Annotated in this window: 13 protein-coding genes; 7 read left to right on the top strand and 6 right to left on the bottom strand. The window is 38.0% G+C overall.

Going from position 1 to position 16,107, the window contains the following annotated elements:
• Position 1: 1 nt before the first annotated feature.
• On the bottom strand, positions 2-1,486 hold the full coding sequence (locus H7992_RS06350; RefSeq protein WP_187046985.1) for a spore germination protein: 1,485 nt from the start codon (positions 1,484-1,486) through the stop codon (positions 2-4).
• Between the two features lie 713 nt (positions 1,487-2,199).
• Between H7992_RS06350 and H7992_RS06345 the strand changes: the two genes are divergently transcribed.
• Entirely contained in the window at positions 2,200-3,102 is a 903-nt protein-coding gene (locus H7992_RS06345) for a cation diffusion facilitator family transporter (RefSeq protein ID WP_187046984.1), read from the top strand.
• A gap of 51 nt (positions 3,103-3,153) precedes the next feature.
• On the opposite strand, the gene H7992_RS06340 is transcribed toward H7992_RS06345, so the two are convergent.
• Both H7992_RS06340 and H7992_RS06335 read right to left on the bottom strand, forming a co-directional pair.
• Complete coding sequence (locus tag H7992_RS06340) at positions 3,154-4,134, bottom strand: LCP family protein (protein WP_187046983.1); 981 nt, start codon at positions 4,132-4,134, stop codon at positions 3,154-3,156.
• 20 nt (positions 4,135-4,154) lie between these two features.
• Entirely contained in the window at positions 4,155-4,808 is a 654-nt protein-coding gene (locus H7992_RS06335; protein WP_067206706.1) for a DUF1232 domain-containing protein, read from the bottom strand.
• 237 nt (positions 4,809-5,045) lie between these two features.
• On the opposite strand from H7992_RS06335, the gene H7992_RS06330 reads away from it, so the two are divergent.
• Positions 5,046-5,627, top strand: a complete 582-nt coding sequence (locus H7992_RS06330) for a branched-chain amino acid aminotransferase (RefSeq protein WP_187046982.1) — start codon at positions 5,046-5,048, stop codon at positions 5,625-5,627.
• A 74-nt stretch (positions 5,628-5,701) separates the two neighbouring features.
• Positions 5,702-6,586: a TRM11 family SAM-dependent methyltransferase gene (locus H7992_RS06325; protein ID WP_187047804.1), complete on the top strand. Its 885-nt coding sequence runs from the start codon at positions 5,702-5,704 to the stop codon at positions 6,584-6,586.
• 68 nt (positions 6,587-6,654) lie between these two features.
• Here the strand turns inward: H7992_RS06325 and H7992_RS06320 are convergent, their stop codons facing one another.
• Complete coding sequence (locus H7992_RS06320; RefSeq protein WP_187046981.1) at positions 6,655-8,202, bottom strand: sensor domain-containing diguanylate cyclase; 1,548 nt, start codon at positions 8,200-8,202, stop codon at positions 6,655-6,657.
• Positions 8,203-8,447: 245 nt separating this feature from the next.
• Between H7992_RS06320 and H7992_RS25035 the strand changes: the two genes are divergently transcribed.
• A complete protein-coding gene (locus H7992_RS25035; RefSeq protein WP_370569969.1) occupies positions 8,448-9,635 on the top strand; it encodes an ABC transporter permease in 1,188 nt (395 codons plus the stop codon).
• Between the two features lie 320 nt (positions 9,636-9,955).
• On the opposite strand, the gene H7992_RS06310 is transcribed toward H7992_RS25035, so the two are convergent.
• Entirely contained in the window at positions 9,956-11,341 is a 1,386-nt protein-coding gene (locus H7992_RS06310) for a leucyl aminopeptidase family protein (RefSeq protein ID WP_187046979.1), read from the bottom strand.
• A gap of 331 nt (positions 11,342-11,672) precedes the next feature.
• Here H7992_RS06310 and H7992_RS06305 point away from each other — a divergent pair, with 331 nt between their 5' ends.
• The 3 genes from H7992_RS06305 to H7992_RS06295 all read left to right on the top strand — a co-directional run bounded on the left by H7992_RS06305 (position 11,673) and on the right by H7992_RS06295 (position 14,436).
• A complete protein-coding gene (locus tag H7992_RS06305; protein ID WP_187046978.1) occupies positions 11,673-12,299 on the top strand; it encodes a LysE family transporter in 627 nt (208 codons plus the stop codon).
• Positions 12,300-12,451: 152 nt separating this feature from the next.
• Complete coding sequence (locus H7992_RS06300; protein WP_187046977.1) at positions 12,452-13,684, top strand: MFS transporter; 1,233 nt, start codon at positions 12,452-12,454, stop codon at positions 13,682-13,684.
• 125 nt (positions 13,685-13,809) lie between these two features.
• Positions 13,810-14,436: a LysE family transporter gene (locus H7992_RS06295; protein WP_067206692.1), complete on the top strand. Its 627-nt coding sequence runs from the start codon at positions 13,810-13,812 to the stop codon at positions 14,434-14,436.
• On the opposite strand, the gene H7992_RS06290 is transcribed toward H7992_RS06295, so the two are convergent.
• A complete protein-coding gene (locus tag H7992_RS06290) occupies positions 14,421-15,773 on the bottom strand; it encodes an amino acid permease (RefSeq protein ID WP_067206690.1) in 1,353 nt (450 codons plus the stop codon). The genes H7992_RS06295 and H7992_RS06290 overlap by 16 nt on opposite strands.
• Positions 15,774-16,107: the final 334 nt, after the last annotated feature.

The following is a 16,107-nucleotide window of genomic DNA, read 5'->3' as shown; positions in this document are numbered from 1 at the left end:
CTCATTTCCCCCCTTCTACAGGAGGTTTTTTTGTACTCTGTGCCCTTGAAATACCCGCCTTTCGTCTACGGTACAAAGTTGGCACACGCACAACACTGTTTAGGTAATCTGACCATTTCCTTGGTATTACGGGCGTCATATATGGGGTCCCTAAAGAAGTTAAACTTAATAAATGATGAAAAAGCCATGCAAATGCAATCATCTGACCGTATAGTCCAAACATGCCTGCAGCCACTATAAATAAATAGCGAATCGAACGACTCGCGTTACTCATTACAAAATTCGGCGGTAAAAAGGATAACAGCGCTGAAATCGCGACTAAAACAATAAGTACATTACTCACAAGACTTGCTTCAACCGCAGCTGTTCCAATGACAATCCCGCCAACAATACCTATCGTTTGACCAATTTTTGTCGGCATTCGTGTGCCGGCTTCTCTTAATATTTCAATAACGAGTTCCATAAATAGCACTTCAAGAACAGGAGAAAAAGGAACCTTTCCTCTAGACTCTTGTAAGTTTAGTAAAACATTAAAAGGCAACATTTCCGGATGATGAGATAGCACTGAAATATACGTAGGCGTTAATATTATCGTTAAGAAAAAACCAAAAAAACGAAGAGCACGAAGGAGTGAGGCCGTTGTCCATCGGTTATAATAGTCTTCAGGAGAAGTAAATAGTTCAAAAAATGAAATTGGACAAATTAACAGTGCTTGACTGTTATTCATTAAAATAGCGACTCTTCCGTCTAACAAATAGTTTACTGCAGCATCAGGTCTAACCGTCCCATGAAATTGTGGGAATGGTGAAAATGGATGATCATCCATTAGTTGTTTTAATACGGAGATATCATTAAATCCCGGATGTTTAATTTCAGAAATTTTTTTTAATACTTTATCCAAATTGTCCTTATTCACAATATGCTCCATATAAACGACAGAAATTTTAGTATTTGTTTCAGTTCCTATCGTGTAGTCCTCGTTTTTTAGACCCGTATTTCGAAGCCTTCTTTTTATTAGTGATAGGTTTGTTTGTAACGATTCGGTAAAGGCATCTTGCGGACCAATGACGCTCGATTCAGTATCAGATCCAATAATTGAACTCATGGGAGGGCTATATGTATGAACAGTTATAAATAGATTTTTTTCATGAAAATATACGATCGTATTTCCTTCAGTGATTGAAAATAAAACACCAGAAAGATTGACTTTCTCTGGCACTTCAGCCGATTTTAGCAAGTCTTCCTTTTGATCTAACAATGGAAAAATTACAGTTCTGTACAAAGTGAGCTTTTCGATAAGTGAGCTAAAGTAAATGATCGTCACTAGCTCATCGGGTGTTTGAATGTCTTTAAATACGGCATCATTTATTCCAGTTAACTCGTTCTTAATAGCGGCAATCGTAATGAGCACTTTGTCATTCTGAGCGGATGTAGAATTGGATGTTCCATTATTGTGACTATCCTCCCCTCCTTGCAAAAAGCTCATCAAGATCACCTCCCTTTTTGTATACTGTTAGTTTCACTATCTCCTAAATCTTGATAATTTATTCTAAACGGGGGTAGTATACATCATAATTTTCTCCTTTATAATAAGTTGAAACAAGTCTGTTGATTAACCATTTACTTGCATAAATAACAGGTAACAAGAGGCTTGAAAACTTCCATTTCCGGTTCGCTTTCGGCACACTATTCCCGATATGATTAACGGGGAAAAGGGTGTGGCTAGAAATAATTTCGTCATTCCTAGCCACACCCTTTTCGGTCATCTTATTGTGAATAAGCACCTGTCGCATCCCTATACATAAAAATAGCTCAGTTATGTATAGAAGTTGTTAAATCCAAAGCGAGCCAGAAGCAACTGTACACCGAGCGCCTAGTAGTCAATTAAGTTATTAATTGGTTATTTAACACGAGTGATGTTGATATAAAGAATTTAATTGGATTGGTAAGACGCCTTTGCACTGTTTAAATAGATATTCATTTGTTCAAGACTTAGGGTAAAGAATTGATGAAGTGCTAGCTCTTTTCCTTGCTGTCCGAATCTGTCAGTGTTACAATTGGAAAACGTCTTAATTTAGCGAGTGATAGCTATGAATGCATTCAACTTAAACGATTATACGAATACCAAAAAACCTTGACAGGAGCCTGTCAAGGTTTTTTGTTTCCCTCGGGAAACATATCAATAGGAGGTCATCATTGATGAATAAGCATAGTCATTCAAGCGCTTCAATAATTGCGGTTTGGATTAGTTTAATAAGCAATATCCTCCTAACAGGGATTAAACTTGTTGTGGGCTTCCTCTTTCAAAGTCCGGTCCTTCTAGCTGACGGTTTCCATAATGCAGGCGACGTGATTGCCAGCGGTGCTGCCCTGACCTCGATGCGGATATCCAAACGTCCCGCGGATGATGACCATCCTTATGGTCATGGAAAAGCGGAAGTCATCAGTTCTGCCATTGTCGCACTGATTTTAGGGCTAGCCGCAATTTACATTGCGTATGAAGCGATTTCTGCACTTTTTGAGGAACCAGCAAAGGCTAGTTTAATAGCATTACTAACTGCATTTATTTCACTTATATGGAAACACGCCTTGTATGTCTATACAATCCGGATTGGTAAATTGACTAATAGTAAAGGGTTGATTGCGACCGCCTATGACCACTTGGCAGACGTTTACGCCTCACTAGCAGCTGTTGTCGGAATTGGACTTGCACTTGTTGGTGATCTGTACAACATTCACTTCCTCTCTTATGGTGATCCGGTTGCCGGTATCATTGTGTCGTTTTTAGTGCTCAAACTTGCTTATGATATCGGAAAAGAAGCAATGGATGTCCTGATGGAGAAAAACATAAGCCGGCACAGACTGGATGGATTCGCAGCTTTAATCATGACTATCCCTGAAGTGAAACGGATTGACCGTTTGCGCGCTCGGGAACATGGACATTATATTCTTGTAGACCTGCGTGTAGGTGTACCAGGTGAAATGACTATCCAAGAAGGGCATGATGCTTCACGAAAAATCAAGGATACCATCATGGCTAGTAATGAAGATGTAGATGAAGTTTTAATTCACTTAAACCCTTGGTATAAAGACGACGAATAATAAAAACGACGTACATGTCAGCTGACATGTACGTCGTTTTTTGTTCATTACTTAGTTTTCAGGTTGCTCTTCGACTAATTCAGTATCTACCACTTCGTCCTCTGTAGATAAAAACTGTTGTAATGCCTCTTTGTTTTGTTCGAAATCAATACTTAGAACTTCCCCTGCCGCTACACGCTTCTCTTCAAAAGAGTGTTCAACAGGAATACGTAGCGTCTCTATTTTATCAGTCTTGCCAAGAAGTAAACCTTTACCGATCGTAAGGATCGTTCGATTATCCACATTTGTATTAACGTAAGGCTCCACAACGCCGAGTAACTTAGGCAAGTTTAGTAAACTGTGGACGCTCACAGCTTCATCCTTTAATTTCGACAACGCTTCCTGCTGCCGTTCCACCCGCCCATAATCATTATTTTTATCGTGGCGGAAACGCACATAGCCAAGTAACTGTTCGCCATTTAAAACTTGGTTTCCAGGCTGTAATGTCATTCCAATTCCATGAGACATGGCATAAGGAATATCAACTTCTATCCCATTAGGAGCTACAACGTCTACGATTTTCGAAAATCCAGTAAAGTCAACAATTGCATAGGAATGAATATCAATATCAAAATTTTGCTTAATTGTTTGCCTTACAAGTTCCGGACCTCCAAGTGAAAAGGCAGAATTGATTTTATGATACCCGTGATCAGGGATATCCACATACGTGTCTCTCATAATAGAAACGAGTTTCATCTGATGAGTCGTTTGATTATAATGAGCAATCATTAACGTATCGGCTCGTGCATCTTCATTTCCCCGCGAGTCACTACCTAATAACAGAACATTAATTTCACCAAATTGTGGATCTGCACCTTCAAATTCATCAAATGACGCGCTGTCATCTTTAAGTGATCCTTCGTTTGCTATAGATAACCCGCTATAGTATTGAACTACTCCGTATATGATTCCCGCTAACAAAATCAATGTAGTTACAATAAAGAAATTTCTTAGTCCTTTACGTTTCTTATTTCTTCGCTCGCTTCTTTTCATTCAAAAATCCACCTATCGCTTTATTCTATGTTAGTTCTTCCTATTGAATTTGAAGCAAGTTGTACTGCAATCGCATCATCTAAATAACCAATGGCAAATAGATAGTCAGGGATAGCGTCTAAAGGAATGATAAAATATAATAATGCACTTCCAATTATCGCAAGTTCACTCCGTGTACCCTTCCCCAGACGAAACTTCTTGAATAAGTCCTTCATCTGACAAATAAGTGGCCCGATGCTACCCACACTTTCCAGCTTCTTTCCGAATCCAGTAAGAATATCGTTTTTTCCTTCTACTGTTTGTACATACTGTTGGTACTTTGCTAACTTCTGTTCGATGACGGCTTCAGTTACATTTTGATTTGCCACGTCTGAAGATGCAAAAACCTCCTGAATACTTTCAGCAGATGTACGGTTCTTCAACAAAAAATCTTCCTGCTTCTGTTCAATAGGGTAACCAGCTGCTTCAACAAGATCGACCAAAGGCACTTCTAAACAGTCAGCAAATCGCTCTAAATGTTGCAGGTTCGCTTTTCTTTTACCGTTTATCACTCGTGAAATGGTAGCTGTATCGATTTTGCTAAGTTCACTTAGTTTTCGCATTGACAATGAACGCTCTTTTAATAATTCCCTTAGTAACAAACCAAGAGGCGAATTGATTACGTCTTTAGCCATTATCAATTCTCCTTTCCATGAAACTAACCGAGAATTAGACGCTATGAAGAATTGTATAATTGTGTTGACAATTTGTCAATATAAATAAACCCCATCTTCTTCGACCACTTTTTTAAAAATAGTTGAAGGAAATACGTGTTACAAATTAAAAGCCTAATGAAACAATGTAGGCTATACTAGTAGGTAAGAGGAACAGAGTATAATTCAATTCCTCTCTAGTCAAGGAGCTGATCTGAAATGTTAAAAAAACAGATGGAAAAGTATATTGCTGAAAATACGCTGGATAATAAAATCGAGTTCTTTAATGTGGATAAAGAATATGTCGCCAAACATCAATTGATTGCCGGTGATGTAACCGTTGTAGAGAAAGCGTTTAAATTCAGTGCCATAGAGCGGTGCGTGAAAGAGACGGAAAATCTGATACGGGAGGAAGATCAGAACTTTCTAAATGAAAGCATTTCCTACTTAAAAAATCATATGAATGAATTCGTTTACGTAGAATCAAATGCTTTTGAAGTAATCAGAGTCGACGCTGTCGTTCTAGAACTTGATGATGTCTTCGAAACTTATACAGCCCTATTCGGACTAAAATTACAAAAGAAATTCGGGAATGACATGAAGGCATATCTTGACAAGCATTTACATGGAGATGGAGCTAAATATAGTGTGATGTTTTCAAATGAAGACGGGTTATGGGATATGAATTTTGCACTTAATTATATTGAAGGTTTTAGTGAAGATTTATCTTTTGTTGAGGTTTATCAACTGATGTATGACTTTATATTCAAAATGGTTGAGGCCGTTGATGAAGCGCAATGAAGGATGGGAATTAATTGAATGATTTGGGTTTTATTTACACATATACACAGCACACAGATGAGCATGATTTGTGCATGTTAGAGATGAGATCATTTTTCGGCTTTGATGTCACTTCTACTGTGTTGAGAAGTTCGATTGAAATTGATCCAAGTCGCAGCGCATTTATGAAAGAACGACTGGACATTATGTATGAAGGCGACAATCTTGAGGAAATCTCCCGACAAGTTGAACAATACGATTTAGGTGGCTCTACATTTAGAGTCGTCAGTTTGAATACAACGGATCTCGATACGACGAAAAAGATTGGGCATCCGGAGCGTAGGAAAATTGAGCGTGAAATTGGACTACGTGTCAATGGTACTCCCGACTTAGTGAACCCACCTGCAAATACGTTTGGCATTGTTTTATTAGATGGTAAGTGGTATTTTGGGAAGCTTGTTCAAAGTGAGTCGGTCTGGTTCCTTCATCAGAAAAAACCGCATATGTACTCTACGGCATTAAGTACACGTGTCGCAAGAGCAGTGGCCAATATTGCGATTCCGCATCCAAAAGGTGTACGAGCCATCGATCCATGTTGCGGCATTGGTACGGTGCTGGTTGAAGCATTGTCGATGGGCATTAATATCGTCGGACGAGATATTAACCCGCGTGTCGTTTTGGGATCAAGAAAGAACATTGCTCACTTTGAGCTAGAAGGCACTGTAGAAATCGGTCCTATTGCAGAAGTCGTTGACGACTATGATGTTGCGATTATTGACATGCCTTATAATCTTTTTACACATATTACTCCTGAAGAACAGCTTGAAATATTGAAGGAAGCACGCCGGTTTACGAAGAAAGTCATCGTAGTGACGATTGAAACAATCGATCACATGCTTGAAGAGGCTGGATTCGTCATTACTGATCGCTGTGTTGCGAAAAAAGGACATTTTCACAGACAAGTGCTTGTCTGTGAATAAAAGGAAAGACCTCGTTTAAAGTAACGAGGTCTTTCCTTTTGTGATTTCACGGGCAAAATCGAGGCTATTTAATTTTCAGATAGCACAACTCTATTCCTTCCATCCACTTTTGCTTGATATAATGCTTTGTCTACCCTGCTGAATAGTTCTAGTATTGATTCCCGATTACTATGATAACTACCGACACCTAATGAAATTGTTATATTATTATTTGTTGGACATATAGTTGACGAGACATTTATACGAAGTCTTTCAGCGATATCCATTGCTTCCTTGACATCCGTTTCAGCTAGCAGGATTACAAACTCTTCCCCACCCAATCTAATACAGACATCGTCGCCCCGTATAATTTCGCTCATTTTTCCAGATAGAAACTTAAGCACTTCATCTCCGATTTGATGGCCATATCGATCATTGACAGCTTTAAAATGGTCGATATCAATCATAATCATAGAAAATAGTCGATTGTCCATAGTCCATTTTGCAGTGATTTTGTCTCCGTACCTGCGATTCTTTAGTCCGGTAAGAGGGTCTGTGTAGGAGCGTTCCTTATAATCCTCAACCCTCTGTTGCTGACTGTTTGCGTATTCGTGAATTGTTTCATTTAACTGCTTAGCCTCAAAATACCATGTTGGAATGTCCGCCGATTCGCCTGTCCTTTCATTTCCTTTCAGATTCGCCGAAAACATCGCCAATTTGCGCAACGGTGACGATAATCTCTCAGTCAATACAATCGTCAACACGAAGAAAAACATGACAAATGGAAGCGCGTAAAGTAACATTTTGTACACCATTCCTGATAAAGGTTTGACGCTTGCTTCATAGGGTGTTTGCGAAACAACTCCCCACTTACTAGACTTTATGTATGTGTAACCAGCAAGATAATCTTTACCTGTTGAGTTCATAATTTTTTGTGCACCGCTTTTATGCAGGAGGATTTTTTGTGTGATTTCATTTTCAAGGACCGTTTCCCCGATTCTTTCAGGGTCCGGATGGTAAATCAGCATCCCTTTATTATCGACCACCCACACATAAGAACCGTCCGTGGAAAAGTGTTCGCCAAGAATATCATGAATAATATTATCTTCCTGCAAATAAATCGTGCCGCTTAAAAAACCGAGGTATTCATTTTTTTCGTTCCACAATGGGGTGGAAATTAAAATAAGCAGTCTGCCAGTTGCAGCTCTGTAAGGCGTAGAGATCAGGTTCTTTCTTTCATATAGTGCTTCTTTAGGACCTTCTGTATCTAGTTTCTTCCCTACTATACCCACTTCCGGGGAGGTGGCAAGTACTACGCCATCTTTGTTAACAACGGAGAGCGAGTTAAAGTTTTTACTACTGCTTATTAAGTCCGCAAGTTTTTCAGTTAACTTTTCAGCATCGTCAATTTCAGCACTCATTTCAGACGCTTTAACTTGCAAATTACTTTGCATTCCTTTAAATACTTCTTCCGTTAGTTGCGACAGCTTCATTGAGTAAACTCTATTAATCTCTAGGGAGTTATTTATTAAATTTTCTTTTGTAACAAAAAATCCAGATAACAACGTGATACTGAGAATACCAATCATCGCAAATGATACGAGAAGCGTTATCCAGAATCGTAATGTTTTGATCATATTTAATACCTCTTTTTTGTTGTATTTCACTTCTATTATTATATCGGTTATTTAGAGAACTGTTGAATTGCTTGGATTATTAACAAAAAATATGTACGGGATTAGGAACCATTTTATTGGTTGTGGATAGACTACGGCTTCCTATATATGGTATACACTCACTTTATAAGATATACTATAGGGATAACTTTGCCTAGTAAATGTCCCTTATAGTATAGTACATATTCGAAAGTCATGGTGATATAATGGAAATTAATTCAATATGGGATAAAAGATTGAAGGAGTTTTATGTTGAAATCGTAAAATACTTTTCACTTATTGCAATGGGTGTATTTTATTCCTTTATCATTTTTGGTAGTGTTTTTCTTTATTACTACGTGAAATTTCTTCAATGGTTACCTCCCTTTCTTCCAACCGAAATGATAGCGTCACTAGTAATTACGTTTACTTTTTTGATGACGGACGTTCGTACATTTGTCAAAAAAGCTGATGTCATCTTTTTAATGCCAGCAGAGACAGTGTTATCCTCATATTTTAGAAAATCGATGTTTTATAGCACTTTTATTGATGTAATCAAACTACTAATCATGTTAATAATTATTAGTCCTCTTGTAAAACAGACTGAAATTATTTCGATTACAGTCCTTATTACTTTTTCAGGCTTAATCCTCTTGAATCTTCGCCTGACTTGGATTGAACAATGGATGACTACTAAACTTCATAAGTTAATTCACAAAGTCATTCGATTTCTAATATTTTATACTATTATTTATTTGATGTTTACGGGTCTGTGGGTAATTGCAGGAACTTTACTAATTATCAATTCCTTCATTTGGTTCTATGTATTTAATAAGAAAGGAACGGGGCTTAATTGGGACTATTTAATAAGCCAAGAAGAGAAGTCCCTATTAAAGATTTACAAATTTATTAATCTATATATTGATGTCCCCCATCTTCAGCATTCGTTTAAACGCAGGAGGTTCTTGGGTTGGCTAATAAAGAACGTAATAACTTATAAGCAATCTTCTTCTTACACATACTTATTTTCACACTTGTTTATTAGGTATAATGAATTTTATTATTTGTATGCAAGATTAACCTTAATAGGGATTAGCATTCATTTTTTCTTTCCTGCTAATGGCTGGATTATAGCTTTTCCACTGTTATTTTTATCTGGGTACCAGTTACTTCCTTTACAATACTCGATAAATAACAGTTCCCGTATTTATCCCGTATCAATTAAGGCTCTTAAGCAGTCTTTTCAAAAACTACTAATGAACCTATTAATCGTGCAGCTACTTTTTTTCAACTTGGCTTCGTTTAGTCCTAATCCTCTTATAAAAGTGGTTGTAATAATTTTCTCGGAGTTGTTAGTTATATATTGGTTTGTTTACTTTTTTGCATCAAAACGAATTATGAGACAACCTGAATAACTATTTACTTCTAAATTACAGCAGTTACTTCACAAGTATAAGTACAGTAAATCGCACTGAAAAATACAAGAGCCTTTTGGGAGGTGCATATGCTGAATTCACTAATGCACACGTCACTTGCAATAAAAACAAATTTCACTAAATCCTATTTTTTTTATATTGATTAGTTTCCAGCCTTTCATTCTACCAGGAATAATAGGTAGAAATAGAGGTAATATGTAGATGTTAGTTGTATGAGTACCTATATAATTTGAGCACTACACGGTCAATTTCACAAATAACAAGAAAGTACCCAGCATAATAACTGAGTACTTTCTTTTTTAGTTTGAAACATATATTGTAAAGTCAGCCAATAGGCGTGCACCGTAGCCTGTCGCAGATTTTGCATAGTATCCTGAAGCACTGTTTTTACTCATCATGCCCGCCATATCAACATGCAACCATTTACTTTCCTTCGGTACAAAACGACGAAGGAATAAGCCTGCCGTAATTGATCCTGCACCACCTAATGAACTGATGTTGTTCATGTCCGCATAGTCACTGTCAAGCGACTTTTCGTATGCGTCAACTAATGGCATAGGCCAGATGAAATCACCGTTTTGATCGCCGATTTTTTTCATTTGGGCAGAAAGTTCTTCATCTCCGAAAACGCCACCGATTTCAGTGCCGAGTGCATTGACGATTGCGCCTGTGAGCGTTGCGATATCGACGATGTAGTCCGCTTTCCATTCGCCTGCACGAATAAGTGCATCTGCTAAAATGAGGCGTCCTTCTGCATCGGTATTGCCGACTTGCACCGTCAATCCATTTTTGTAGGTAATAACTTCTCCTGGTAAAACTGATGTGTTGTCAGGCATGTTTTCCACAATTGGAATAAGTGCCACGACATTCACTTTCGCGTTCGATTTCGCAAGCAATGTGAGTGCACCAGAAACAGCAGCTGCTCCCCCCATATCCATGCGCATATCACTTAGGTCTTTGCCGCCCTTCAAGCTGATGCCACCTGTATCGAATGTCACGCCTTTACCGACGAGTGCCACAAGCGGTTTCGATGCGTCACCTTTGTAAACTAGTTCAACGAATGAAGGCTTATAGATACTGCCACGCGCGACTGTCAGGACGCCGTTCATCTTCATTTCCTTAAGCTTTTCTTTATCGAACACATTCACTTCAACGCCAGTACCTTCAAAGTTGTTCTTCAATACTTCCGGGAATGTTTCTGGATTTAAGACGTTTGACAGTTCATTCATCAAGTCGCGTGAGAATGCAGTTGCTGCCGCACGAATCTTCCCTGCTTCAACGAATGGTTTCGCTTCGTCTCCAACTACATGAAGCTTAGTTTGGAATGCTGTGACATCCGATTTATATGTAACAAACTGGTACGCTCCTAGTTCCCATCCTTCTGTAAATGCTGTCAGCACAGATCCTTTATCCAACTTTGTATAGGCATCCAAAAGAACTTGCGCTTCAACAATTGCTGTTTCGGCTTTTTGAGCGCTTACATCTCGAGCAATATTCCCTGCTGTTGCGCGAACTTTCTCTAGTGTCATATCTTTTTCTTTACACTCTTTTACCACAATATAATGTGTTTCTCCGATTAATACAGAACTATGCCCCGCCTTTTGATTGGCTACGAATTGTTTGATCGCAGCATTTCCCGAAACAATTGGATTGTTTGCGAAAATAACTTTTACTTCATTAGACATATGATTTCCCCCTGGTAAATTATTTCGACTTCTAAAATAGTTTATCACAAGTTATCCAACTTCAACGAATTATCTTTTTTCGGAAATCACGAGGCAAAGTGTTGTTTACTAAATCGAGATTTATCATTTCTTCTTACCAAATCCACTATATAAAGGCAGTCTTTAATCAGATGAACGGAGCCATCGCAACTTAATATTATGTTAATAAAAACGCTTCTAAAGCAGAGAATACAACCTCAAACATTCCATTTGAATTCCCCCCTTTAAATAGTCCTATAAGTCATCGCCTTCGAATAAAATGAAATGACGTCATATTAGTGGAGGGCTATTCATGAATTCAATATTCACCTATATCTTTTTAGGCATATCAATGGCTGCACCAATTGGACCGGTTAAGTCCGTCTTATTAAATACGGGTATTAAAAATGGTTTTTTTCATGCCTGGTTTTTTAGTCTTGGTGCTTTGACAACCGACATCATGTATATGTTCATAGTGTATTTTGGCGTTGGTCAATTTATTGATTCGCCTTTAATGAGAATAATTCTTTGGTCTTTTGGCTGTTTTGTACTGTTGTATACGGGTATAGAAAATTTACTATCGCTACATAAAATTGAAATGAATTTGAAATCCGGTAAAAGAGTCCGACTTAGAAAATCAATACTATCTGGTTTCTTCATGTCATTGTTGAATCCACTGACCATCCTTTTTTGGCTAGGGATATATGGTTCTATACTCGCGAATACGGCTGGAGTCTCTACAGGATATCAAATTTTTATAAATAGTATCGCCATTTTGGTTGGCATTATTTTAGTGGATTTTATAATGTCCTTTTTATCCAGTGGAGCTCGTAAATTATTATCCACCAAGCTTTTGAAAATCGTCTCTCTTATTTCATCCATAATAATGATTGGTTTCGGAATCTTCTTTGGTATGCAGGCTTTTCAAGCGTTATTTTAATACACCCCCACCTGGTTTCATAAGTATGTTCCCTCATTTTCACATAGTACTGTTTAGTAAAAGACTATACAATAAACATCTAACGCATAAAATGAACACACAAGGAGACCATACCTTTATTAGTCAAAAACAGGATTAGTCGAGGTGTGGTAATGGGAAAAAGTACGGTTCAAGTAAGTATATGGTGCACTGTAAGTATGGCTTCAATTCCTCTTATCATGACACTAGGGAATTCCATGCTTATTCCAGTGCTCCCGATACTGGAAGAAAAGGTCGGAATCACATCATTTCAGTCGAGCATGATCATTACAAGCTATTCAGTCGCGGCTATTTTTCTAATACCAGTAGCCGGCTATTTATCAGACCGTTTTGGTAGGAAAATGGTTATATTACCGAGTTTAATCTTCGCTTTAATCGGGGGTCTGATTGCCGGGTTTGCTTCATGGAAAATGGAGGACCCATACACAATGATCATCTTTGGTAGAATCCTGCAGGGAGTAGGGGCGGCTGGAGCCATGCCAATCATTTTGCCACTTGTGGGTGACCTTTATCAAGATGATGATGAAAAAATGAGTTCTTGTTTAGGAATTATCGAAACGTCGAACACGTTTGGAAAAGTATTAAGTCCCATCTTAGGTTCAGTATTTGCTGCTATTTTATGGTTCCTGCCGTTCTTCTCCATTTCAGCGCTTAGTTTAATTTCTTTTGCACTTATTTTTTTCTTTGTTAAAGTCCCCAAAGAAAAAGATGATCCTGTGAAGTTTAAGCAGTTTTTAAGTAACACAAAAAAAGTATTCAAGGTGGAAGGTAAATGGTTGTATACCGTATTCCTTAATGGGGTCCTGGTTATGCTGATATTATTCAGTATGTTATTTTTCCTATCAGAAAACCTTGAAAAAGTTCATGATATAAAGGGCATAAAAAAAGGGTTTGTTTTGGCCATACCGCTTCTGTTACTTTGTATTGCTTCGTTTATTTCCGGTCGAAAAATTAAAGGGAATCTAAAGACGATAAAAAAAGTAATGATTATGTGCTTGATCGCAATGTCCGTCAGCGTCATATTCGTGGGGTTTACAAGTAAAAAACTGATCCTTCTGTTAGTGGTAACGAGTATAGTTGGAATAGCTATTGGTGCATTATTGCCTGCACTCGACGCTATTATTACAGAAAACATAAAAAAAGAGTTAAGGGGCACGGTTTCCTCTTTTTATAGCTCAGCGAGATTTATCGGTGTTGCAGCTGGTCCCCCTATTATGTCACTTGCTATGAAAAACTTTCTCAATGTCAGCTATATTACTGCAGGTGTTTTGGGATTCATCCTATTGTTCATTGTCTTTAAGTTCATCAAAGTCGAGGAAATTGAAAAAACGAATAAAACAGCGTAAAAAAAGGACCTAGTAGCGGTTGTTGCTAAGTCCTTTTTTTAAGTAGAATTTCTCCTTTAGATAGTTGTACAGGTCACTCCCTTCGAATAAGATGCATAGACATCATTTTAAGGGAGGACTTTTTCATGAATTCAATAGTTGCCTATATCTTTTTAGGTGTATCCTTGGCTGCTCCAATCGGCCCTGTTAACGCGGCGCAGCTAGACACGGGAATTAAAAACGGATTTTTTCATGCCTGGATTTTTGGTATTGGAGCTTTAACAGCTGATGTCTTGTATATGATTATGGTATATTTCGGGATTGGACAAATTATTGAGTTTCCTCTTGTAAAAATAATTCTTTGGTCGTTTGGTTGTTTTGTTCTTACATATACGGGTATAGAGAGTTTACTTTCGCTACATAAAATTGAGTTAGCTTTGAGATTTGGTAAAAAAACTCGTCTTAGACGTTCCTTATTATCAGGTTTTTTCATGTCACTTTTGAATCCGCTTACTATTCTTTTTTGGCTGGGGATCTATGGTTCAGTTCTTGCGGAAACAGCCAAAAACTTTTCAGGGAATCAAATCATTATCAATAGCATAGCCATCATAGTCGGTATTATTTTATGGGATACTATAATGGCTACTATATCCAGTGGTGCACGCAGATTTTTATCCACCAATCTTTTGAAGCTCATTTCCATTTTTTCGTCCCTAGCCATGATCGGATTTGGGATTTACTTTGGTATTCAAGCCTATCACGCACTATTTTGAGCTTCTTCTTTCTTCCATCTTTTCCGCAACGATATGACTACAATCCCGATTACCGCAAGAAAAACTAAACTGATAAAAAAGCCTGGTCGACTTGTTTTATGAAAGAGTGTTCCGCTAACGGCGGCAACGACCAGAATCATTCCAATCACTCTTTTTACTTTATCCGCAGTAGTCGGCTCAATTAATCTGTGATACATGACTAAAATGAAAAGCCAATTATAAAGCAGCATTAGTGCCGCAGCAGTGGTTATATATTCGTACACTTTTTCAGGCAATAATAAAGAGGTAACTATAGAAAGTACAAGCCCAGTTGATGTTAAAGCGATAGCAGGTAACGGCATTTTGAATTTCTTTTTCGTTTGTTTACTGAATATTTTAGGAGCATCTCCATCTTCAGATATTGTCAGAAGTATCGTGGTAACCGAAAACAGGGATGCAGACATCGTTGAAAACCCGGCAATAATAATTGCAGCTGTAAACACATGCGGGAAAAATTCGATATTACTAACACCTGATAAAGCCTCAACAAAAGGGCTTTTGTTCTCTCTGAACTTATCATATGGCATCAGTAATAGCGCTAACGAAAGTGCGGTAACATAAATTATTCCAAGCAACCCTAACATGACTTTACCCGATTTGGGAGCGTCCTCCTTATTTTTAAGATGGATAGCCATTACGCCCATTACTTCAATTCCTCCATGAGCGTAAAAGGCAAATAAAAGAGCGCTCCAAAACCCGATTAATCCGTTTGGAAAGAATTCATTTACTGTTTCTGGAATCCCAGCCTTTTGGTCGCCCTCAAGTGTCCCTGTCAGCGCTAAAATGGCAATCACAATAAACATAAAAATAGCGGCAATTTTCATTACAGCGTATACGCTTTCTAATTTCCCAAACGCTTTTGCTCCAATAAAAAGAACAATGAGCCCGCAAACGGCATAGATCGATGCAAATATCCATAACTTAACATTAGGAAACCAAAATCTAGACAAGATTGAAATCGCCGTAAGCTGACTGCCAATGATTAATATTTCCGAACACCAGTAAACCCAACCACTACTAAAACCGGCCCAACGTCCATATGCTTTTTTTGCATAGGTACGGAATGACCCTTTCTGCGGATCCTTTGCAGACATTTTCGCTAGTGCTTCAAACACGATATACGTTGCACTTGCAGCCATTATAAAGGCTAGAATGACCGATGGACCTGTCATTTTGATTGCAATACTTGATGCCAGGAAAAAACCTGTACCTATAATGCAACCTACTCCAATTAGGGATAATTGCCACCAAGCAAGATTCGCTGCCTCGTCCTTGCCACCTGACGTTTTCTTCCCCATTTCTACACCTCCACATAAAGATAGCCTTCCACAAGAAAGTGGATTTATGTGCTAATGAAACGATGAAAAAACTTCTATTAAGGCAATAAATTCAACTTATTATAATTATTTGTTTTCCTTAATTTAACACATGATAGCATCACTACTGAAACAGCCCCGTGATGCAAATGTTACTCGCTTCACAGTGCTGTTCTCTATATTGAGAACTTTGTTGTTGCATTCCGATTTAATTACTTATTCAAGAAATATTCCTCAATATTATCTATATACTCGGCACTTAACAAATGGAAAGTAAGTGAGTTTTTTGTGATTATTACTAGGAAGCAGTTTCCAA

The organism is Sporosarcina sp. resist (assembly GCF_014302295.1).
Taxonomy (GTDB): domain Bacteria; phylum Bacillota; class Bacilli; order Bacillales_A; family Planococcaceae; genus Sporosarcina; species Sporosarcina psychrophila.
Note: the sequence above shows the minus strand (reverse complement) of the source record. Positions and strands in the feature narration are given on the sequence as shown.

Coding starts and splice junctions, on each gene's coding strand:
- H7992_RS06350 (WP_187046985.1), bottom strand. CDS start 1,486: ATGAGCTTTTTGCAAGGAGGGGAGGATAGTCACAATAATGGAACATCC.
- H7992_RS06345 (WP_187046984.1), top strand. CDS start 2,200: ATGAATAAGCATAGTCATTCAAGCGCTTCAATAATTGCGGTTTGGATT.
- H7992_RS06340 (WP_187046983.1), bottom strand. CDS start 4,134: ATGAAAAGAAGCGAGCGAAGAAATAAGAAACGTAAAGGACTAAGAAAT.
- H7992_RS06335 (WP_067206706.1), bottom strand. CDS start 4,808: ATGGCTAAAGACGTAATCAATTCGCCTCTTGGTTTGTTACTAAGGGAA.
- H7992_RS06330 (WP_187046982.1), top strand. CDS start 5,046: ATGTTAAAAAAACAGATGGAAAAGTATATTGCTGAAAATACGCTGGAT.
- H7992_RS06325 (WP_187047804.1), top strand. CDS start 5,702: ATGTTAGAGATGAGATCATTTTTCGGCTTTGATGTCACTTCTACTGTG.
- H7992_RS06320 (WP_187046981.1), bottom strand. CDS start 8,202: ATGATCAAAACATTACGATTCTGGATAACGCTTCTCGTATCATTTGCG.
- H7992_RS25035 (WP_370569969.1), top strand. CDS start 8,448: ATGGAAATTAATTCAATATGGGATAAAAGATTGAAGGAGTTTTATGTT.
- H7992_RS06310 (WP_187046979.1), bottom strand. CDS start 11,341: ATGTCTAATGAAGTAAAAGTTATTTTCGCAAACAATCCAATTGTTTCG.
- H7992_RS06305 (WP_187046978.1), top strand. CDS start 11,673: ATGAATTCAATATTCACCTATATCTTTTTAGGCATATCAATGGCTGCA.
- H7992_RS06300 (WP_187046977.1), top strand. CDS start 12,452: ATGGGAAAAAGTACGGTTCAAGTAAGTATATGGTGCACTGTAAGTATG.
- H7992_RS06295 (WP_067206692.1), top strand. CDS start 13,810: ATGAATTCAATAGTTGCCTATATCTTTTTAGGTGTATCCTTGGCTGCT.
- H7992_RS06290 (WP_067206690.1), bottom strand. CDS start 15,773: ATGGGGAAGAAAACGTCAGGTGGCAAGGACGAGGCAGCGAATCTTGCT.